Source organism: Micromonospora sp. DSM 45708 (genome assembly GCF_039566955.1).
GTDB lineage: Bacteria > Actinomycetota > Actinomycetes > Mycobacteriales > Micromonosporaceae > Micromonospora.
The window spans coordinates 3,678,963-3,699,331 of record NZ_CP154796.1 but is presented as its reverse complement, the minus strand read 5'-3'; the positions used below and the strand labels follow the sequence as shown (position 1 = coordinate 3,699,331).

The 20,369-nt window shown below is 73.3% G+C and carries 17 protein-coding genes; 4 read left to right on the top strand and 13 right to left on the bottom strand.

What is annotated here, in order from left to right:
• Nucleotides 1–44 precede the first annotated feature (44 nt).
• On the top strand, nt 45–2,861 hold the full coding sequence (locus VKK44_RS15810) for a glycosyl hydrolase family 95 catalytic domain-containing protein (RefSeq protein WP_343441855.1): 2,817 nt from the start codon (nt 45–47) through the stop codon (nt 2,859–2,861).
• A 29-nt stretch (nt 2,862–2,890) separates the two neighbouring features.
• Here the strand turns inward: VKK44_RS15810 and VKK44_RS15805 are convergent, their stop codons facing one another.
• Nucleotides 2,891–3,607: a hypothetical protein gene (locus VKK44_RS15805; protein WP_343441854.1), complete on the bottom strand. Its 717-nt coding sequence runs from the start codon at nt 3,605–3,607 to the stop codon at nt 2,891–2,893.
• Nucleotides 3,608–3,680: 73 nt separating this feature from the next.
• Between VKK44_RS15805 and VKK44_RS15800 the strand changes: the two genes are divergently transcribed.
• Nucleotides 3,681–4,508 (top strand): PIG-L family deacetylase, encoded by an 828-nt coding sequence (locus VKK44_RS15800; RefSeq protein ID WP_343441853.1) that lies wholly within the window; start codon nt 3,681–3,683, stop codon nt 4,506–4,508.
• Nucleotides 4,509–4,526: 18 nt separating this feature from the next.
• Here the strand turns inward: VKK44_RS15800 and VKK44_RS15795 are convergent, their stop codons facing one another.
• A complete protein-coding gene (locus VKK44_RS15795) occupies nt 4,527–5,657 on the bottom strand; it encodes a carboxylate-amine ligase (protein WP_343447790.1) in 1,131 nt (376 codons plus the stop codon).
• A 127-nt stretch (nt 5,658–5,784) separates the two neighbouring features.
• Complete coding sequence (gene glnA, locus VKK44_RS15790) at nt 5,785–7,209, bottom strand: type I glutamate--ammonia ligase (protein ID WP_343441852.1); 1,425 nt, start codon at nt 7,207–7,209, stop codon at nt 5,785–5,787.
• Nucleotides 7,210–7,366: 157 nt separating this feature from the next.
• Here glnA and VKK44_RS15785 point away from each other — a divergent pair, with 157 nt between their 5' ends.
• Together VKK44_RS15785 and VKK44_RS15780 are read left to right on the top strand one after the other, a co-directional pair.
• Nucleotides 7,367–9,148: an N-acetylglutaminylglutamine amidotransferase gene (locus VKK44_RS15785; protein ID WP_343441851.1), complete on the top strand. Its 1,782-nt coding sequence runs from the start codon at nt 7,367–7,369 to the stop codon at nt 9,146–9,148.
• A 17-nt stretch (nt 9,149–9,165) separates the two neighbouring features.
• Nucleotides 9,166–9,429: a YegP family protein gene (locus tag VKK44_RS15780; protein ID WP_343441850.1), complete on the top strand. Its 264-nt coding sequence runs from the start codon at nt 9,166–9,168 to the stop codon at nt 9,427–9,429.
• Between the two features lie 119 nt (nt 9,430–9,548).
• Here VKK44_RS15780 and VKK44_RS15775 read toward each other — a convergent pair whose 3' ends face one another.
• The 10 genes from VKK44_RS15775 to VKK44_RS15730 form a co-directional block, all read right to left on the bottom strand.
• Nucleotides 9,549–10,247: an aspartate/glutamate racemase family protein gene (locus VKK44_RS15775; protein WP_343441849.1), complete on the bottom strand. Its 699-nt coding sequence runs from the start codon at nt 10,245–10,247 to the stop codon at nt 9,549–9,551.
• Nucleotides 10,247–11,524: an NAD(P)/FAD-dependent oxidoreductase gene (locus VKK44_RS15770; RefSeq protein ID WP_343441848.1), complete on the bottom strand. Its 1,278-nt coding sequence runs from the start codon at nt 11,522–11,524 to the stop codon at nt 10,247–10,249. Before VKK44_RS15770 ends, VKK44_RS15775 begins: the two co-directional genes overlap by 1 nt.
• A gap of 12 nt (nt 11,525–11,536) precedes the next feature.
• Nucleotides 11,537–12,415 carry a family 3 encapsulin nanocompartment shell protein gene (locus VKK44_RS15765; protein ID WP_343441847.1) on the bottom strand — a complete coding sequence of 293 codons (879 nt, stop codon included), beginning with the start codon at nt 12,413–12,415 and terminating at the stop codon, nt 11,537–11,539.
• Between the two features lie 14 nt (nt 12,416–12,429).
• Nucleotides 12,430–13,269: a methyltransferase domain-containing protein gene (locus tag VKK44_RS15760; RefSeq protein WP_343441846.1), complete on the bottom strand. Its 840-nt coding sequence runs from the start codon at nt 13,267–13,269 to the stop codon at nt 12,430–12,432.
• 30 nt (nt 13,270–13,299) lie between these two features.
• Complete coding sequence (locus VKK44_RS15755) at nt 13,300–14,130, bottom strand: SDR family oxidoreductase (protein WP_343441845.1); 831 nt, start codon at nt 14,128–14,130, stop codon at nt 13,300–13,302.
• Nucleotides 14,131–14,135: 5 nt separating this feature from the next.
• On the bottom strand, nt 14,136–15,272 hold the full coding sequence (locus VKK44_RS15750; protein WP_343441844.1) for a sulfotransferase family protein: 1,137 nt from the start codon (nt 15,270–15,272) through the stop codon (nt 14,136–14,138).
• On the bottom strand, nt 15,269–16,462 hold the full coding sequence (locus VKK44_RS15745) for an MFS transporter (protein ID WP_343441843.1): 1,194 nt from the start codon (nt 16,460–16,462) through the stop codon (nt 15,269–15,271). Before VKK44_RS15745 ends, VKK44_RS15750 begins: the two co-directional genes overlap by 4 nt.
• Nucleotides 16,459–17,802 (bottom strand): DegT/DnrJ/EryC1/StrS family aminotransferase, encoded by a 1,344-nt coding sequence (locus VKK44_RS15740; protein ID WP_343441842.1) that lies wholly within the window; start codon nt 17,800–17,802, stop codon nt 16,459–16,461. Before VKK44_RS15740 ends, VKK44_RS15745 begins: the two co-directional genes overlap by 4 nt.
• Nucleotides 17,803–18,830: 1,028 nt before the next feature.
• Complete coding sequence (locus VKK44_RS15735) at nt 18,831–19,034, bottom strand: hypothetical protein (RefSeq protein ID WP_343441841.1); 204 nt, start codon at nt 19,032–19,034, stop codon at nt 18,831–18,833.
• Between the two features lie 67 nt (nt 19,035–19,101).
• Nucleotides 19,102–20,331, bottom strand: a complete 1,230-nt coding sequence (locus VKK44_RS15730; protein ID WP_343441840.1) for a PucR family transcriptional regulator — start codon at nt 20,329–20,331, stop codon at nt 19,102–19,104.
• Nucleotides 20,332–20,369: the final 38 nt, after the last annotated feature.

Sequence of the window (20,369 nt, the reverse complement as noted above, 5' to 3'; positions counted from 1 at the left end):
TAACACTCGCTCGCCACCGCTGATCCGCGTGACTGGGAGAGATCATGTCCGAAGTGACCCGAAGAAACGTCCTCAAGGCTTCGGCGGCGGGCGCCGGCGCGGCGCTGGCGCCGGCCGCCTGGACCGCCACCGCCCGCGCCGACTCGGTGGCGCCACCCGAGGTGCTCGCCGCGAACGACCTGGCACTGTGGTACGACGAGGAGGCCGGCACCGACTGGCTGCGGGCCCTGCCCATCGGCAACGGGCGCCTCGGCGCGATGGTGTTCGGCAACGTCGACACCGAACGGCTCCAGCTCAACGAGGACACCGTCTGGGCCGGCGGCCCGTACGACTCCGCCAACACCCGGGGCGCGGCGAACCTGGCCGAGATCCGGCGGCGGGTCTTCGCCGACCAGTGGACGTCGGCGCAGGACCTGATCAACCAGACCATGATGGGCACGCCGGGCGGACAGCTCGCCTACCAGATCGTGGGCAACCTCCGGCTCGCCTTCGGCACGTCCGGCGGGGCGACGCAGTACCGCCGGACGCTCGACCTCACCACCGCCACGGTCACCACGACCTACGTGCTGGGCGGCGTACGGCACCAGCGGGAGGTGTTCGCCAGCGCGGCCGACCAGGTGATCGTGCTCCGGCTGACCGCCGACCGGGCCAACTCGATCACGTTCTCCGCCACGTTCGACAGTCCGCAGCGGACCACCGGGTCGAGCCCGGACACCGCCACCATCGGGCTCGACGGCATCTCCGGCGCCATGGAGGGCGTCAACGGCTCGGTGCGGTTCCTCGCCCTGGCCAACGCCGCCGTGACCGGTGGCACGGTCAGCAGTTCCGGCGGCACGCTGCGGGTCTCCGGCGCGACGAGCGTGACGGTGCTGATCTCGATCGGATCCAGTTACGTCAACTACCGCACCGTCAACGGCGACTACCAGGGCATCGCGCGTAACCGGCTCAACGCCGCCAGGAGCGTGGCGGTCGACCAGTTGCGCAGCCGCCATCTCGCCGACTACCAGGCGCTGTTCGACCGGGTCACGATCGACCTGGGCCGGACGGCCGCGGCCGACCAGCCGACCGACGTCCGGATCGCGCAACACGCGACCACGAACGATCCGCAGTTCTCCGCGCTGCTGTTCCAGTTCGGGCGGTACCTGCTGATCTCCTCCTCGCGTCCGGGCACCCAGCCGGCGAACCTCCAGGGCATCTGGAACGACTCGCTGGCGCCGTCCTGGGACTCGAAGTACACGATCAACGCCAACCTGCCGATGAACTACTGGCCAGCCGACACCACCAACCTGTCCGAGTGCTTCCTGCCGGTCTTCGACATGATCAAGGACCTGACCGTGACCGGCGCTCGGGTCGCGCAGGCGCAGTACGGCGCCGGTGGCTGGGTCGCCCACCACAACACGGACGCGTGGCGGGGCGCCTCGGTCGTCGACGGGGCGCTGTGGGGCATGTGGCAGACCGGCGGCGCCTGGCTGAGCACGCTCATCTGGGACCACTACCTGTTCACCGGCGACCTCGGGTTCCTCCAGGCCAACTACCCGGCGTTGAAGGGCGCCGCCCAGTTCTTCCTGGACACCCTGGTCGCCCACCCGACGCTCGGTTACCTGGTGACGAACCCGTCGAACTCCCCGGAACTGCCGCACCACGCGAACGCGAGCGTCTGCGCCGGCCCCACGATGGACAACCAGATCCTGCGCGATCTGTTCGACGCCGCGGCCCGGGCCAGCGAGGTCCTCGGCGTCGACACCACCTTCCGGTCCCAGGTGCGGACCGCCAGGGACCGGCTGCCCCCGAGCCGGGTCGGCTCCCGCGGCAACGTCCAGGAGTGGCTCGCCGACTGGATCGAGACCGAGCGGACCCATCGGCACGTCTCCCACCTGTACGGCCTGCATCCCAGCAACCAGATCACCAGGCGGGGCACCCCGACGCTGTACGAGGCCGCCCGCAGGACGCTGGAGCTGCGGGGCGACGACGGGACCGGCTGGTCGCTCGCCTGGAAAATCAACTTCTGGGCCCGGCTGGAGGACGGCGCCCGCGCCCACAAGCTCCTGCGTGACCTGGTGCGCACCGACCGGCTCGCGCCGAACATGTTCGACCTCCACCCGCCGTTCCAGATCGACGGCAACTTCGGCGCCACCTCCGGCATCGCCGAGATGCTGCTGCACAGCCACACCGGGGAGCTGAACGTGCTGCCCGCGCTGCCCAGCGCCTGGCCCACCGGGCGGGTCGCGGGCCTGCGCGGTCGCGGCGGGTACACCGTCGCCCTGGCGTGGAGCAACGGCCAGGTCGACGAGATCGGCGTCCGTGCCGACCGCGACGGCACGCTGCGGCTGCGGTCCCGGCTGTTCACCGGCGGCTTCACGCTCGTCGACGCCGACGACGGCAGCACGCCGGCCACCATCCGACCGGAGACGGACGTCGTCCAGTTCGCCGTCCGGGCCGGCCGCACCTACCGGGCGGCGCGGCCGGGCGTGACGCCGACACCGACGTCGACCGCCACCCCCACCCCCACGGTGAGCCCGACGCCGACGCCCACGCCGACCACCAGCTCGCCCGCACCGTCCGGCGCCCGGGCGACGTACGCGGTGACGGGCTCGTGGTCGGGTGGCTTCCAGGGCGAGGTCACGGTGACCGCCGGCGCGACCGCGATCCGCGGTTGGACGGTGTCCTGGACGTTCCCCGACGGGCAGGTCATCACCCAGATCTGGGGCGGTTCGCACACCCAGAGCGGCGCGAACGTGGCGGTGCGCAACGTCGACTACAACGGCGCGCTGGCGGCCGGCGCGTCCACCACGTTCGGCTTCATCGGCACGGTCAACGGCGCCAACAACGCACCGACGAACCTCACCTGCACCACGACCTGACCGACCAGGAACACGCCCCGGGTGGGCGGTCAGGCCAGCAGCGTCTCGCGCAGCCGCGCGCCGAGGTTGATCCGGCCGACCACCCGGGGGCCGGCCGGGTCGTACACGTCGATGCTGTGGTTGCGGCGCATCATCTCGCGCACCGGCGGCGGCAGCCGGGGCGGGTCGTCCATCGTGGCGAGAACCTGCGCGGCGGTGCCGGTGAGCCGCTCGACCAGCGTGGCGCTGTCGGTGTCCACCCGCACCCGGCCGAACTCCCAGCCGGCGGTGGTGAGGTCGAGCACCTCGAACAGACGCGTCACGAACGGCTGCGGGTCGGTCACCCGGTCGAGGCGCTTCGCCCGGCCGCCGACCACCGTGACGGCGGCGGCCACCTGCGCGTACGGGTGCAGCCCGCTGGGCAGCGCGCCGAGCGGCCAGCGCAGCCACTGCCCGGCCTCCTTCCACAGGGGCCGGTAGTTGCGGCGGTGCACCAGCAGCCGCCGGCCGGTGCGCCGGAACACCTCCTGGGCCTGCAACTGCAGGTCGGCGTGGGCCTCCTCGGCGGCCGCGCAGACGATCCCGGCGGCCACCACCAGGCCGTCGTCGTCGGCGAGCAGCCGACCGATCGCGTCGACCTGGTCGGGGAACCGGACCCGGGCGTGCGCGCCGTAGGAGTGCCGGACGTCCCGCAGCAGCGCCTGCTGGCGTTCGGGGTCCAGTTCGACCCCACCGCCGCCACCCAGCAACCGCCGGAGCCAACCCATCGTGCCTCGCTTCCGTCGCCGTCTGCGGACCGGGCAATGCTAGTGCGTCGGTGGATGCTCGTATGGTGACGGGGTGGCTGAGCGATCCCTGACCCTGATGGCGGTGCACGCGCACCCCGACGACGAAGCGACCAGCACCGGTGGCGTCCTCGCCCGCTATGCGGCCGAAGGCGTCACGACGGTGCTCGTGACCTGCACGGACGGCCGGTGCGGCGACGGTCCCGACGGTGTCAAGCCGGGCGATGACGGGCACGACCCGCAGGCCGTGGTGGCGATGCGCCGGGCGGAGCTGGTGGCCAGTTGCGAGGCGCTGAAGGTCACCCACCTGGAGACGCTCGACTACGCCGACTCCGGGATGATGGGCTGGGCCACCAACGACGCGCCCGGCGCGTTCTGGAAGACGCCGGTGGCCGAGGCGGCCGACCGGCTGGCCGAGCTGATCCGGCGTCACCGCCCCGACGTGGTGGTCACCTACGACGAGAACGGCTTCTACGGCCACCCCGACCACATCCAGGCGCATCGCGTCACGATGGCCGCGGTGGAGCGCACCGGCATTCCGGCCAAGGTCTACTGGACCACGGTGCCGCGCAGCGCGTTCCGGGAGTTCGGCAAGGTCATGCAGGAGATCGGGGTGGAGTTCCCGGATCCGGAGGCGGCCGACGGGACGGCGCCGCTGGGCCTGCCCGACGACGAGATCACCACCTGGGTGGACACGCGTGCCCACGGCGGGCAGAAGTTCGCCTCGCTGGCCGCGCACGCCAGCCAGGCGGAGAACATCTTCTTCCTGCGGCTGGGGCAGCAGCGGTTCACCGAGCTGATGGGGATCGAGACGTTCGTCCGGGTCCGCGACACCACCGGCGCGCCGACGCCGGAGGACGACCTGTTCGCCGGGCTGCGCTGAGGTCACGGCCGGCGCCGGTCAGGCCGCGGTGGTCTGCGCGGCCAGATGCTCCAGCACGGCGCGGACGTCGCCGCCGGTGTCGGCCATGATCCGCCGTTGCCGGGTGGCTCCGGTGCCGTCCCGGCGCAGCCGCTCCGCCTCCCGCAGGACCAGCTCCCGGTCGCCGTGCCGGGTCAACGCGGGCGCGACGGTGGCGAGCAGCTCGTCGACCAGGTCCCAGGCCGGCCGGGGCCGGCCGGTGCGCAGGTCCACCAGCTCACCGTCGAGGCCGTCGTGGGCGGCCCGCCAGTGCGCGGCGGCGACCAGGCAGTCACGGATGCGCGGGGCGGGGACGCCCGCGCGGATCTCGTCGATCATGGTGGCGACCAGGGCCCGGACCAGCCCGGCGACGAGCACGGTGTCGTCGACGGTGGGGCAGACGTCGCCGACCCGGATCTCCACGGTCGGGTAGGACGCGGACGGCCGGGCGTACCAGTAGACCATCGCGGCGTCGAGCATGATGCCGGCGGTGATCAGCTCCTGCACGGTGGCGTCGTAGTCGGCGGCGGAGTCGAAGTGCGGTGTGGGCCCGATACTCGGCCACCGTTGCAGTTGCATCGAGCGCCAGCTCGCGTGTCCGGTGTCCCGCCCGTCGTGCAGTGGCGAGTTCGTGGTGAGCGCCTGCACCACCGGCAGCCACGGGCGCAGGTGGTTGCAGACCCGCACGGCGAGTTCCCGGTCGGGCACCCCGACGTGGACGTGACAGCCGCAGACCGCCGGGTCGTGGGCCACCGGCCCGAACCGCCGGGACATGTCGTGGTAGCGCGGTTCGTCGGGCACGGTCCGGTGGGCCTCGCAGACCGGGGTGGCCCCGACCGCCACCAGCCGTGCCCCGACGGCGTCGGCGGCCCGGGCGGCGGCCCGGCGCAGTGCGACGAGGTGCTCCCGCAGCGACGTGAGGTCCGGGCTGACCGGGGTCACCATCTCCACCATGCTGTGCCGGAACTCCTGCCGGCTCTGCTCGCGGGCGAGCCCGGAGAGCGCGTCGCGGACCCGGTCGGCGACCGGCATGCTCTCCCCGGTCGCGGAGTCCAGCAGCAGGAACTCCTCCTCCACCCCGAGCGTGAGCGGGTCGGCGGTCGCCGGGGCATCGGCCGGTCGTGGCCGCACCGACGTTCCGGGCCGGTCGTCGCGGGGCTGCGCCATGTCTCGACGGTACGAGGCCGGCGGCCTTCCGGATGCCGTTTCCACCGGCCCCGCGCCCCTACGCGGGGCCGGTGACGAACCGGGTGACGCGTCAGCAGTCGAAGTACATCGCGAACTCGTGCGGGGTCGGGCGCAGGCGCACCGGGTCGACCTCGTTGGCGTTCTTCCAGTCGATCCAGGTGGAGATCAGGTCGTCGGTGAAGACACCGCCGTCGAGCAGGTAGTCGTGGTCGGCGGCCAGCGCTTCCAGCGCGTGCGACAGTGAGCCGGGGACCTGCTTGACGTCGCCCCATTCCTCCGGGGGGAGGTCGTAGAGGTCCTTGTCGATGGGGGTCGGGGGTTCGATCTTGTTCTTGATGCCGTCGAGGCCGGCCATCATCATCGCGGAGAAGGCGAGGTAGACGTTGGCCGAGGGGTCGGGGACGCGGAACTCGACGCGCTTGGCCTTGGGGTTGCTGCCGGTGACCGGGATGCGGGTGCAGGCGGAGCGGTTGCGCTGGGAGTAGACCAGGTTGACCGGTGCCTCGAACCCGGGCACGAGGCGCCGGTAGGAGTTGACGGTCGGGTTGGTGAAGGCCAGCAGTGACGGGGCGTGGTGCAGCAGGCCGCCGATGTACCAGCGGGCGGTGTCGGACAGGCCGGCGTAGCCGGTCTCGTCGTAGAACAGCGGCTCGCCGCCGCGCCACAGGCTCTGGTGGGTGTGCATGCCGGAGCCGTTGTCACCGAACAAGGGCTTGGGCATGAACGTCACGGTCTTGCCGTGCGCCCACGCCTCGTTCTTGATCAGATATTTGAAGAGTTGCAGCTCGTCGGCGGCGCGAAGCAGCGTGGAGAACTTGTAGTTGATCTCCGACTGGCCGCCGGTGCCCACCTCGTGGTGCGAACGTTCGACCGTGAAGCCGGCGTCGACCATGCGGCGGACCATGCTGTCGCGCAGGTCGGCGTAGTGGTCGACCGGGGGGACGGGGAAGTAGCCGCCCTTGTAGGCGGTCTTGTAGCCGCGGTTGCCGCCGTCTTCGATGCGGCCGGTGTTCCAGGCGCCCTCGATCGAGTCGATGTAGTAGAACGACTGGTGGGCGGAGGTTTCGTGGCGGATGGAGTCGAAGATGTAGAACTCGGCTTCGGCGCCGAAGTAGGCGGTGTCGGCGATGCCGCTGGCGGCGAGGTAGGCCTCGGCCTTCTTGGCGACGTTGCGGGGGTCGCGGGAGTAGGCCTCGCGGGTGAACGGGTCGTGGACGAAGAAGTTCAGCGCGAGGGTCTTCTGGGCGCGGAACGGGTCGATGAACGCGGTGGCGACGTCGGGGAGCAGGAGCATGTCCGACTCGTGGATCGACTGGAAGCCGCGGATCGACGAGCCGTCGAACGCGAGGCCGTCGGTGAAGACGCTGTCGTCGAAGGACTCGACCGGCAGGTTGAAGTGCTGCATCACGCCGGGCAGGTCACAGAAACGTACGTCGACGAACTTCACGTCCTCGTTGCTGAGGTATCGCAGGAGTTCCTCGGAATTGGCGAACACACGTCCTCCTGGCAGGCGTTGTCGATCATGGCCACGTTCCCGTGGCCGGACCGCCCGGGGACATGGCCCGTACCGCCACCGTACGACGGCCCGCCGGTCCCGGCTCGGCAACCGCCCATCCCGGGTTTCCTTGGTCACACGCCGGGTAGTCGCCGACATGTGCGGGATCAGCGGTGAGGCCCGGTTCGACGGGGCCACCCCCGACGCGGGCGCGGTGACCCGGATGACCGAGACCATGCGCTCGCGCGGCCCGGACGGCCAAGGGTGGTGGAGCGACGGCTGGGTCACCCTGGGGCACCGCCGGTTGACCGTGATCGACCTGACCGAGGCGGGCGACCAGCCGATGGTCCGGGACGACCTCGGTCTCGCCCTGATCTTCAACGGTTGCGTCTACAACTACCCCGAGCTGCGCGACGAGCTGCGGGCGGCCGGGCACACGTTCGGCTCGACGAGTGACACCGAGGTGATCCTGGTCGCGTACGCCCAGTGGGGTGAACGGTTCGTCGACCACCTGGTCGGCATGTTCGCCGTCGCGCTGGTCGACCAGCGGCGGCGCCGGCTCGTGCTGGCCCGGGACCGCCTGGGCATCAAGCCGCTCTACCTCGCCGAATCACCCGGCCGGCTGCGGTTCGCCTCCACCCTTCCGGCGCTGCTGGCCGCCGGCGACATGGACACCGGCATCGACCCGGTCGCGCTGCACCACTACCTGTCCTGGCACTCGATCGTGCCGGCCCCACGCACCATCCTGCGCGGCGTGCGGAAGCTTCCGCCGGCCACCGTCCGGGTGGTGGAGGCCGACGGCAGCACCCGCGAGCACGTCTACTGGCGGCCCGACTACCGGCGCGACCCGGCCCACGACGGCATGGACGCCGGCGACTGGCGGGACGCGATCGGGGACGCGCTGCGCACCGCGGTACGCCGTCGACTGGTCGCCGACGTGCCGGTCGGCGTGCTGCTCTCCGGCGGCCTCGACTCCAGCATGATCGTGGCGCTACTCGACCGGGCCGGACAGCACCACCTCCAGACGTTCAGCATCGGCTTCGACAGCCGGGGCGACGAGGCCGGCGACGAGTTCCACTACTCCGACCTGGTCGCCCGCGCGTTCGGCACCGACCACCACCGCATCCGCCTCGCCGACCGCGACCTCGGCCCGGCCGTCCGCGCCACCGTGGCGGCCATGACCGAACCGATGGGCAGTCACGACGTGGTGGCGTTCCACCTGCTCGCCGAGCAGGTGGCCCGACACGTGAAGGTGGCGCAGTCCGGGCAGGGCGCCGACGAGGTGTTCGCCGGCTACGGCTACCACCACCGGCTCGCGCGGGCGACCCGCGCCGACGCCGCCGCAGAGTTCACCGCCGCGTTCTTCGACCGGGACCACGCCGAGCTGAACCGGATGGTCGACCCGGCGTACGCCTGCGACCGGGACGTCAGCGGCGAGCTGGTCGCCGCGGAGCTGGCCGCGCCGGGCGCGCGGACCGCGGTGGACGCGGTGCTGCGCCTGGACACCCACCTGATGCTCCCCGACGATCCGGTCAAACGGGTCGACAGCATGAGCATGGCCTGGGGGCTGGAGGTACGGACGCCGTTCCTCGACCAGGACCTGGTGACGCTCGCCGCCGCCTGCCCACCCGAGCACAAGCTGGCCCAGGGCGGCAAGGGCGTGCTCAAGGACGTGGCCCGGGAGGTGCTGCCGGCCGAGGTCATCGACCGGCCCAAGGGCTACTTCCCGGTACCGGCGCTGCGCAACGTCGACGGCCCCGTGCGGGAGTTGGTGGTCGAGGCGCTCGACGCGCCCGAGGCACGCCGGCGCGGCCTGTTCCGGCGGGCCTACGTCGACGAGCTGCTCGCCGAGCCGGACCGGGCGCAGGCCACCGCCGGCAGCAACAAGCTGTGGCAACTGGGCCTGCTGGAGCTGTGGTTGCAGGCCCACGGGGTCTGAGCGGCGGGAGGAGCGCGGTGAAGTTCGTCATCGAGAGCGAGACCGACGGCCGGGTCGGGTTCACGGTGCTGGGCGGCGACGGGCAGGTGCTCGCGACCGGCCGGCCCTGCCCGGACAAGGGCTCGGCGCTGGCCGCCATCGGGGAGCTGATGCACGGGCTGGGCGACGCCTGCATCGAGGACCGGACCGAGGCCATCGCCCCGCCACCGTCCACCGACACCGGCGAGATCGGCGGCGGCGACATGTCGGCCATCGGCCGCTCCGGCATCCCCCCGGTCTGAGCGCCCACCTCCCGCGCGCTTTCCCGGAAAGAGTGGCCATCCGGGCCCGGACAGCCACTCTTTCCGGGAAACAGGGCGGCGGGAGGACACGGCGGCGGGTGAGACAGCAGGGCGGCGGGCTAGGAGCGTGGGTAGGGGCGGCGGGTGAGGGTGGCGTGAGCCATCTCGGTGAGCGTGACGATGTCGAACACCGGCACGCCGAGCCGCGCCTGGATCCGGTGGGCGAACGGCACCAGGTCGGTGCACTCGATCACCAGCGCGCCCAGGTCGGGGTGGGCACGGGCCAGCGCGTCGATCCGGTCGTCCACCTCGGCGGCCAGCCGGTCCACGTCGAGCGCGTCCCGCCGCCCCTGGAGCATCACCTCGCGGAACTCCGGCTGCCCGGCCATGCCGGTGACCGCGACCGGCACGTCCGCCGCGTCGACCGCCGCCAGGTGCCGTGGCGTCAGCGCCGCCTCGTCGGCGACCAGCAGCCCGACGGTACGCCCGACCATCCGGTGCACCATCGGCAGCTGCACCAGGCTCGACGACCACAGCGGCACGTCCACCGCGGCGGCCAGCTCGGCCTGGAACAGCACCAGGAACCCGCACGCCCCGGTGATGCCGGCGACGCCGGCGGCCTGGAGGTCCCGGGCCGCGTCGACGAACGGTTCCAGCAGCGTCGGGTCGGCCTCGCGGACCAGCCGCTGCGGCGTGGCGCCCTCGACCACCCGGTAGCGCACCGGGAAGTCGAACGTGGCCGGGTTGCGGATGTGCCCGGGAATCTTGTCGAAGCTGGTGTCGAGGCAGAGCACCCCGATCTCCGGTCGGTCGCCCATCAGCTCCCCCTCCGGAAGCGGTCCAGCGCGAACGTCCGCGCCGGCAGCGCCGGCTCGGCGCCGGTGACGAGCTGGGCGAGCAGCTCACCGCCGGCCGGGGCCAGCCCCATCCCGATGTGTCCGTGGCCGGTGGCCACGCTGACGTTGTCGTACCCGCCGGCCCGGCCGATCAACGGCAGGCTGTCCGGGGTGCACGGGCGCAACCCGCTCCACACGTCCAGCCGCCGGCCGGTGTCCAGCGCCGGCAGGTAACGCCGGGCGGTACGCAGGATGCCGTCCACCCGGCGCGGCGAGATCGAGGGGTCCAGCCCGGACAGCTCCAGCGTGCCGCCGACGCGTACCCGGTCACCCAGCGGCATCACCGCGACCTTGCCCTCACTGAGCAGCACCGGCCGGGTGGGCGTGCCCGGCCCGGCCGGGAGCGTGACGGTGTAGCCCTTGGCCGGTTGCAGCGTCAGCCCGACGCCGAGCATCCGGGCGCACGCCGCCGACCACACCCCGGCGGCCACCACCACCTCGGCCGGACGCAGGTCGCCCCGGGCGGTCCGCACCGCCCGCACGCGCCGGCCGGTCGCCTCGAAGCCGCGCACCTCGGCGCCGGTGACGATCTCCACGCCGCGCGCCCGCAGCGCCTCGGCGAGGCCGACCAGGAACGCCGGGATGCGCAGCGCGGCGCCCTCCTCGTTGAGCAGCGCACCGGCCACCGCGAAGTCGACCCCCGGCTCCAGCCGGGCCAGCTCCGCCCGGCCCAGGTCACGCAGCGGCACCCCGCGGGCGGTCGCCGCGCGGATCGTGCGGCGCGCCTGCGCGTACCCCTGCTCGGTGTGGCAGGCCAGGATCATGCCGCGTTCGGTGAGCGTGCCGGCCAGCTCGTCCTCGGCGCACATCTCGCGCAGCAGCGCCAGGCTGCGCTGCTTGAGCGCGAGTAGCGTCTCGAAGCCGGCGCGGGCGTGCCGGTCGGTGCAGTGCCGGCGGAAGTGCCACAGCCAGGCCAGCAGCGCGCCGTCCAGCCGGGGCCGGACCGAGAACGGGCTCTCCGGGCTGAACAGCCAGCGGATGCCCTTGGCCGGCACCCCGGGCTCGGCCAGCGGCGCCGAGCCCTGGGTGCCGACGAAGCCGGTGTTCCCCGCCGAACAGGCCGCCGGGTCACCGACCTCGCCCCGGTCGACAACCGTCACGGTGTGGCCGGCGCGGCGCAGGAACCAGGCACAGCACAACCCGACCATGCCCGCGCCGATGACCAGGACGTCGGGGTCGGCGCGGGCGGGCGTCGTCATCGTCGCCGCCGGTCAGAGCGTGACGACGAAGAAGCAGGTGGGCAGGTTGACCACGACCCGTTCCCAGATCTCGGCGCGCAGCGCCACCCCCGGTTCGGCGAACGTGCCCGGCGGCGGCTCGGCGAACCCGATCGTGGACCGGCCGGCGTCGAACAGCAACGCGCCGTGGCCGAAGTCGCCGACGATCGCGGTGCCCGGGTCGACCAGCCGGGTACGCACGATGAAGACGCCGTTCTCCTCCACGTCCCGCATCAGCGAGCCGCTGCCGAGCAGCCGGTAGTAGTCGGCCGGGTTGATGATCAACCCGTCGGCGGTGCTGCCCATCTGCTCGACCTCGTTGCACGCCGACAGGATCGTCGAGGCGAACGGCCCCGGGTCGGTGAGCCGACCCAGGTCCGGCATGGCCAGCAGCCCACCTTCGCCGCGCAGGATGGTGTGGTTCTCGGCGGTGGCCAGCCGCACCACCAGCCGGTAGTCGATGAACTGGGCGAAGCTGACCGGGTCCTCCCACAGCGTGTCCGGCACCTGCACCCACGCGGTGGTGGTGAGCAGCGGCGGGATGGGGGAGCGGTGGAAGTGGTTGGCCGCCTCCCGGCGCAGGTCCGCGCCGTCCACCGCCGGATCACCCGGCCGGGGCGGGCTCTCGTGCCAGTAGAAGTCCTGCGGGTCCCGGGACAGGTCCACCACCTTCAGCATGTTCCGGGACGGGTACCGGGGCTTGCGCCGGGAACTGGTCAGCGAGTCGGTGACCGTGACGTCGTAGTCGACGCTGGTGTCGAAGCCGTCCTTGGCGAACGCCTCGACGAACATCGCGCCGGGCGACATCTGGGTCTTCCGCTCGGCGACGACCTCGGCGATGGTCCGCTTCACGGTGTCCGTGCGGTGCTGCATGTCTCGCCCCTTCCTCAGGCCGGCTTGCGGGCGATGAACATGCCCCAGCCGAACTCGCCCCGGTCGATCGCCGCCTGGATCTCGTCGCACGACTCGGCGAAGCCGAGGATCCAGGTCCGCGCCGCCTCGTCCGCCGTGCCTTCCGCCCGTTCCCGGGCGGTGCGGCCCAGCACCCGGTACGTCTGCCGGATGTGCGTGTCCAGGCTGCGGGCCACCACGTCCACGAACCCGGCCTCGGTCAGCGCCTCGCGGTAGCCGTCCAGCGAGTAGCCGCCGTTCCAGCGCACCCGGTCGTAGACGTGCCGGCGGGCCGCCTCGCCGATCCGCTCGGTCGGCTGGAGGAAGTCGGAGACGGCCAGCACCCCGCCCGGCGCGAGCACCCGGAACATCTCGGCGTGGCTGCGTGGCTTCTCCGGCACCAGGAACAACGCGTCCTGGCTGACCACGTGCGTGAACGTGCCGTCGGCGTACGGCAGGGCGGTGGCCGAGCCGTGCCGGAACGACACGTCCAGCCCGGCGCCCCGCTCGGCGCGGCGCTGCTCGGCGAAGCGCACCCGCTCGATGCTCAGGTCCAGCCCCTCGCCCTGGCACCCGGTGCGCCCGGCCAGCCGCAGCAGGAAGTTGCCGCAGCCGCAACCGACGTCGAGCACGTTCGAGGACGCGTCGATGCCGGCGTCCTCGGCGAGGATGTCCGAGGTCCGGTCCGCCGCCGCGTGGTAGTCGGTGTCGTCGTCACCGGCGAAGTAGCCGGTGTGCAGCACGCCCTCGCTGTCCCAGAAACTGAGGTACGTCTGCGTGGTCTCGTCGAAGAACTCGGAGACGTCCCGCTCGGTGAACTGGCTGGTCGTCGGCATGGGCACTCCCTCGTGCGGCGGTCGGGCGGATCAGGCGTAGGTGTCCTTGCGGACGCCCGTCAGGTGGGGCAGGTCGGGTCCGGTGGCGGCGGCCCCGCCGTCGATCAGGTGCACGCCGGCGGTCACGTACGACGCCCGCTCGCTCGCCAGGAACGCGGCCATCGCGGCCACCTCCTCGGGGCGGGCCAGCCGGCCGAGCGCGCTGTGGTGGCCCATCGCGGCCAGCCGCGCCTCCACGTCGCCGTCCGCGCCGGCCAGCCGCGCCGCCGCGCGTTCCATCGGCGGGGTACGCACGCTGCCGGGCGCGAGCACGTTCACGGTGACGCCGTCCCGTCCCACGTCGACGGCGAGCCCCTGGGCGAAGCGGACCAGCGCGGCCCGGGTCACCCCGGACAGCACCAGCGGGCCGATCGGCACGCAGGCGGTCTCGGAGGCGACCAGCAGCAGCCGGCCCCAGCCGGCGGCGCGCATGTGCGGCAGCGCGGCCGTCGACACCGCGACCGCGGGCAGCAGCACCCGCTCGACGGCGGCCCGGTAGTCGTCGACGCCGAACCCGGCGGCGGTGCCGACCGGCGGGCTGCCGCCGCTGACCAGCAGCACGTGCGCCCCGCCGAGCTCGGCGGCGACGTCGTCGACCCAGCGGGCGGCGGCGTGGGTGTCGGTGAGGTCCACGCCGGTCGCGCTGACCCGTCCGGTGGCCACCGACGTCAGCTCCCGTTCGGCCGCGGCCAGGCGCGCCGGGTCGCGACCGCAGACCGCGACGTGCGCCCCCTCGGCGGCGAACTCCTTCGCGCAGGCCAGCCCGATGCCGCTGGTGCCGCCGGCGACCAGCGCCACCCGCCCCGTGAGCCCCAGATCCACGTCCGTCACCTCTCCCTCTCGCCGACGCGGGCCGCCGCGCCGGGATGCGTCCGGGCCGTTCCGCCGGGCCGGTAGCCGTAGCGGGTGGACAGCGGCCAGGCCAGCGCCGCCACGGCCACCCGTTGCCGGCCGGTCAGCGTCCGCCGCCACCCGTCGTCGGTGTCCCGGATGACCGTCGGGCCGGTCCGGAACCGGTCCGGGTTGCCGGTGACGGTGTGGTTGCCGCGCAGCTCGACGGTCCGGTCGTGGACCGGGTTGTCGGCCGGGTCGGCGCCGATAAGCCGCAGCAGCGCGTCGACAGTGCCGGCCGGGTCGGCGGCGAAGTCCTCGTAGCGCAGGAACGTCGACCGGCCGGGGTGCCGGCGGTTGATCGCCGCCGAGGCCAGGTTGAACCCGTGCCAGTACGCGGTGCTGCGCGCCGCCGACATGGCGTAGACGTACTCCTTCGGCTCCCGCCACGAGTGCGCCACCGCGCGCGGGTCCCGGACCAGGTGCAGCCAGTACGGCTCGACGCCGGGCACGTGCGGCAGCAGGGCCGACTCGCCCGGGATCTTGGTGCTGTCCACGATCACGCGGGCGCCGGTGCGCGCGGCCACCTCCCGGTAGACCGCGCCGAGCAGGTCGGCGTGCGCACGGGTGTCCGCGTCGGCGGCGCCCCGGCGCAGCACCCGCCAGGTGTGCCGGGTCCGCAGCCGGGCGCGTTGCCGCCGGATCACCTCGGCGGCGTGCGCCTCGGCGGACACGCCGGCCGGACGGCCGACCGGCAGCACCGCCGACCACAGCGGGCAGGCGGTGAGCGGCAGCCCGCAGCCGCAGCGGTCGTTGACGCCGCGCCCGGTCGAGTTCTTCCACAGGAAGTGCAGCTCGCCGACGTGCGCCACGCCGGGCACCTCGCCGAGGACGTTGCCGATGATGGTGCTGCCGTTGCGGCACCAGCCGGTGACGCTGAGCACGGTCACGGGTCCGCTCATGCGGTGCCGGCCGGGCATGTGCTCACGGCCCTCGCTGCGCTCGGTGCGTTCGCTCATGCCGGGCTGGCCGGGCATGTGCTCACGGCCCTCGCTGCGCTCGGTGCGTTCGCTCATGCCGGGCTGGCCGGGCATGTGCTCACGGCCCTCGCTGCGCTCGGTGCGTTCGCTCATGCCGGTACCTCCCTCGGGGTGTCCGTGGCGGCGGGCCGGCCGATGCGCAGGGCCATCGCGGCGGCGACCGCCGCGCCGGCCGCGCCGGCGACGAACACCGCCGGGTAGCCGAAGCCGGCGGCGACCAGCCCGGTCGCCGGCCCCCACACCGCCAGGCCGAGATCCCAGAACGAGGTGTACGCCCCGATCGCCGCGCCCTGCCGCGCCGGGTCGGTGCGGTTCATCACCATCAGCGCCAGCGACGGGTGCAGCAGCGAGAACCCGACGCCCATCACCACGCTGCCGGCCACCGCGACCGGCAGGTTCGGGGCGACCGCGATGACCAGCAGGCCGACCGCCTCGCCGACCCCGCACCAGGCGGCCACCCGCCGGGGGCCGAGCCGGTCCGGCAGGTGACCGATGACCAGGCGGGTGCCGGCGTAGACGGCGCTGAAGCAGCTCAGCACCACCACGCCGTGCCCGATGCCGCGGGCGTCCAGGTGCAGCACCACGAACGCGGCCAGGCCGGCGTACCCGGCGGCGCCGAACGTCAGCGCCACGCCGGGCAGCAGCGCGGGGCGCAGCAGCAGGCCGCCGCCCCTGGCCGCCGGCGCGGTACGCGGCGGCGCCGGCGCCAGCGCGACCAGCGCGGCGCCGACCGCCGGCGCGGCGGCGCTGAGCACCCACACCGCCGGATAGCCGGCCTGCTGCACGGTCGCGCCGAGGAACGTGCCGGCGGAGATGCCGCCCCACATGCTCACCCCGTACAGGCCGATGAGCTGACCGCGCCGGTGGTGCGGGGCGAGCTGGACGATCCACACCGCCCCGGCGGTGAACAGCGCCGCCTCGCCGGCGCCGAGCAGCAGCCGGACCGCCACCAGCGCCGGCACGCCCAGCGGCGCCAGGTAGAGCAGGCCACCGGCGGCCACCACGAGCGCGCCGGTCAGCATCACCGTGCGGTGGCCGTACCGGTCGGCGAGCGCGCCGGCGACCGGCCGGACCAGCAGCGCGGTCACCGCGGTCACCGTGACCACCACACCGACGGTGAGGTCACCGGCGTCGTGCCGCTCGCGCAGGAAGCCGGGCAGCACCGGGATGACAGCGGTCAGTCCGAGGTAGCCGGCGAAGAGCCCGCCGAGCAGCCCGACCAGCGCGAGCCGGGGCAGGCGCCGCTCCGCGGTGCCGGCGTCGGTCAGGTGCGTGCCGGTCACGGGCGGGCCAACGCGCTCTCGCGGGCGGTGGCCACCTTGCGGACCGCGTGGATCAGGTCGTCGCAGTCGTCCGGAGTGAGGTTGGACGACAGCGGCACGTCGACGGTCTCGGTGAGCAGCCGCGCGGTGCGCGGCAGCGTCGCGCGGATCTGTCCCGGGTCCGCGGTGTCGTAGAGGAAACGCCAGTTCCAGAACGCCCGCACGTTCAGGTCGTCGTCCGCACCGATGTTCCGCGCGTCGATCCCCTCGGCCCGCAGCGCCCGGGCGAACCAGCCGGCGTCGCCGCCGGGTACGCGGAACACGAACGCCTCCCCGAGGTACGCCCCGGGCGCGACCGGCCGCCGTACCGCGATGCCGGGCAGGCCGGCCAGGGCCTGCGAGACGTGCGCGTAGTTGCGGTGGAACAGCGTCAGCCGCTGCGGCAGCCGGGTCAGCTCGGCGCGCAGCAGGGCCGCCCGGATCTCGTCCATCCGGAGGCTGAGCAGCGGCAGGTCCAGGCCGGTGAGCGGCGGCTCGCCGTGCGGGAAGTGCCGGCGCAGCCGTCCCTCGTACGCCCCGGACAGCGCGACCGCCCGGGCGAACAGCGTGCTGTCGTCGGTGACCAGGAAGCCGCCCTCGCCGCAGTTGAGGGCCTTGTCGGACTGGGTGCTGAACGCTCCGGCGGCGCCGAACGTGCCGAGCTTGCGGCCGTTGAGTTCGGCGCCGAGCGCCGGTACGGCGTCCTCGATGAGCGGCACGCCCATCTCGGCGGCGAAGGCGGCGAGTGCCTCGACGTCGGCGGCGAAGCCGCGCATGTGGACGACCATGACGGCACGGATGTCCGGCCGCCAGCGGCGGCGCAGGTCGTCGAGGTCCATCCGCAGGTCGTCGTCGACCTCCACCAGGAATGGCCGGCACCCGGCCAGCACAATGGCGCTCGGAGTGGCGACGAAAGTGAATCCGGGACAGGCGACCAATGACCCCGCCGGCACTCCGGCGCCCATCAGGGCGAGGGCCAGTGCGGCAGTGCCGCTGGAAACCGCGAGGGCGTGTCGGGTGCCGAAATAACGGCACAGTTCGTCCTCGAACCGCCCGCATTCGGTTTCTTTCTGCGCGCGATGGTCGTATCGGAAGTAGAGATGGCTGCGAATGGCCCGAATTGCGGCGTCCTCGTCGTCGGGGTGCACGAATACCGCGCCCTTGTCGTAGGTGGGCCACGGTGTGTCCCGTACCGGCCGACCGCCGTGCAGTGCGAGCGGTTCTTCCAGCTCAGCGCCGCGCGAAGCCGGCCGGGGCCGGCTCGCCGCGGGAGCGTCGTTGTTCCCGTTCACCGGCGGACTCCTCGAGGCGAGCGGTGGCATTTCCTATTTCGTCGATAGGATTTACCGAGCGCGCGCCGGGCGTGTTCGCCCGGCGGAATCTCGCGGTCCCGGCGCGATCCCGTCGAGGGGTGGGAAAAGCCACCAGATCCGACATTGGCGTTAGGTGGATCCAGTGACCATCATGATTGCCCTCCGACTGGCAGCCGTCAACATGCGATTGGGAATGTGCACAAGGGTTGCTGACAGTGACAGTGGACAATAAGGAATCGTTCCTTGTGGCGGCGTTCGCCGGTGCCGGGCGCTGCTCGCGAGGTGAACCGCCCGTGGCGGTCGGCCCGCTCCGCCCGGCCCGGGGGTGGCGATCGCGTCCGGTGTGGCCCCGGCGCGGTTCTCCGTGTCACTGAGGGTGATGGTGGCGGCGGGGCGGTCTGCCACCGCGGTGCCCCTTTGCTCTGCCGCCACCGACGCATCGCTGACCGAGCGTCACCGCTGCCTCCGTGGGTGCAGAGCAAAGGCGGCGATGGGCAGGGGTCGGCGGCCGGACGCTCTCGGACACACTCGCTGGTCAGCGCGATGTGCGGCGAGACGACGCCCAGCATGTACCCGATCCCCGGCTACGCTCAGTGATTTTCGTGTGCGGGTGCGCATCATTCACCGAGCGTGACGACTGGTCGTCGCGGCCCCCGTTAGCGGGTGCCCGCCCGCGCGGCGGCCCCGCGCCGTCAGCCCCGCGCCGCCGTCCGAAGCTCCGGCGGCACCACCACCTCGATGACGTCGGCCGGCGCGCGGCGCGCGGCGCGGGGCCGGCGGCAGGTCGGCGTCCGGCCCCCACCCGACGCGTACCACCAGGTAGGGCTCGCCGATGCCGCCGAGCAGGTCACGCATCATCCGGCGCGGCCAGGCCAACTCGATCGCGTCGCTGAGCGTCGCGCCGGCCAACCCCTCGGCCGTCGCGGTGAGCAGCAGCGCCGACCGCGCCTCACCGCCGCGCAGCCAGGCCGTCGGCTCGTCGCGCTCACCGAACAGGATCAGGTGCGCCGCGCCACGGTCGAAGTCCGCGCCGGCGGTCAGCCCGGCTCCGGCAGCCGCTCGACGCCGACTCCCCAGCCGGCCGCGGCGAGCGAGACGCGGGCGTGGTGCAGCGCCGCGCCGCAGCTCAGGATCAGCAGCCGGCCGTCCGGGTCGGTGTGCGCGAGCTGCCGGTCCGGGTCCGTGCGTAGCTCCAGCGCCTCCGCGGTGACCCGCCAATGCCAGGGCCGGGTGTTGAACACCGAGGGGGCGTGCAGGGACTGCCGGGCCGCGGCCTACAGCACCCGTGCGGGTCCTCCGGCCCGGCCGTCACGCCGGGGTGTCGTCCGGCCGGGGTGGGACGGCGAGGGCGATGGTCAGGTCGAGGATGGTGGCGGGGTCGTGCAGGCGGTCGCCGAACAGCTCGCGGAGCTTGCCCATCCGGTAACGGACGGTCTGCGGGTGCACGAACAGGTCCGCCGCCACGTCGTCGCGCCGCCCCTGGTGCAGCAGCCAGGACCGCAGCGTCTCGGCGAGCCGGTGCGCGGTGGCAGGCGGCAGCGCGGCGAGCGGCGCGAGGGTCTGGGTGCGCAGGTCGGCCAGGGCCTCCGGGTCCATGCTGAGCAGCAACGAGGAGAGGTGACGTTCGGTGTCGACCGGCCCGGCGTCCGGTTCGCCGAGGCCGAGCGCGAGGGCGCGGGTGGCCCGCTGGTAGGAGGCGGCGACCCGGTGCCAGGGCCGGGCCGGGCCGAGCACCGCCCGGTGCCCGTGCAGCAGCCGGACGAGTTGGCGGCGCCGCCCGCCGTGCGCGTCCGGCACGAGCAGCACCGCCAGTTCCTCGGCCGGGTTCATGCCGGGCAGGTCCTCGCCGCTCTCCAACGTCTGCGGGCCGAGCAGGGCGAGCACCGCGCGCAGGTGCCGGCGGGGCAGCAGCACCACGGTCAGCGTCTGCGGCGGCGGCCAGTCGGCCCGTTCCGCGCTGCGCCGCAGCGACTCCTCCGGCTCACCGGCGAGCAACTGCTGGGTCAGCCGTTCCAGGTCGCGGCGGCGTACCCGGCCGGCGCTGGCCAACTCGTCGGCGTGCCCGGCCACGCTGGCCGCGGACAGCTCGTCGATGTACGCGAACATCAGCTCGGCGAACTCGGCCACCGTCTCGGCGGCCAACCCGCTACGGACCGTGGTGGTGGAGACCTCCCGCCAGGCCACCCGGGCACCCACCCGGTACGCGGCCAGCAGCGCGTCCATGCTCCGCCCGGCGCGGGCCTCGCCGCTGCCCAACGCGTACGCGGCCTCCAGCGCGGGGGCCAGGGGAGTGCTCGGGTCGAACGCCTGGGTACCCTCGATGAGCTGGAGGAACGTGCCGAGCGCGATGCGTACCGCGTTCTCGATCTTCTCGCGCATGGTGCCGGTGAGCGCGCCGGAGTAGTCCGTCACCTCGGCGGTGATCGCGCTGACCGTCCGCTCGGCGACCATCGGCAGCCGTTCGCGCAGCAACGCCGCGACGCCGGCGTCGAGATCGAGATGGGCGGCACGCGGCCCGGTCCCGGCCTCCTGCGTCATGTTGTTCCCTTCGAACAAAAACCTGTGACCGTTTCACC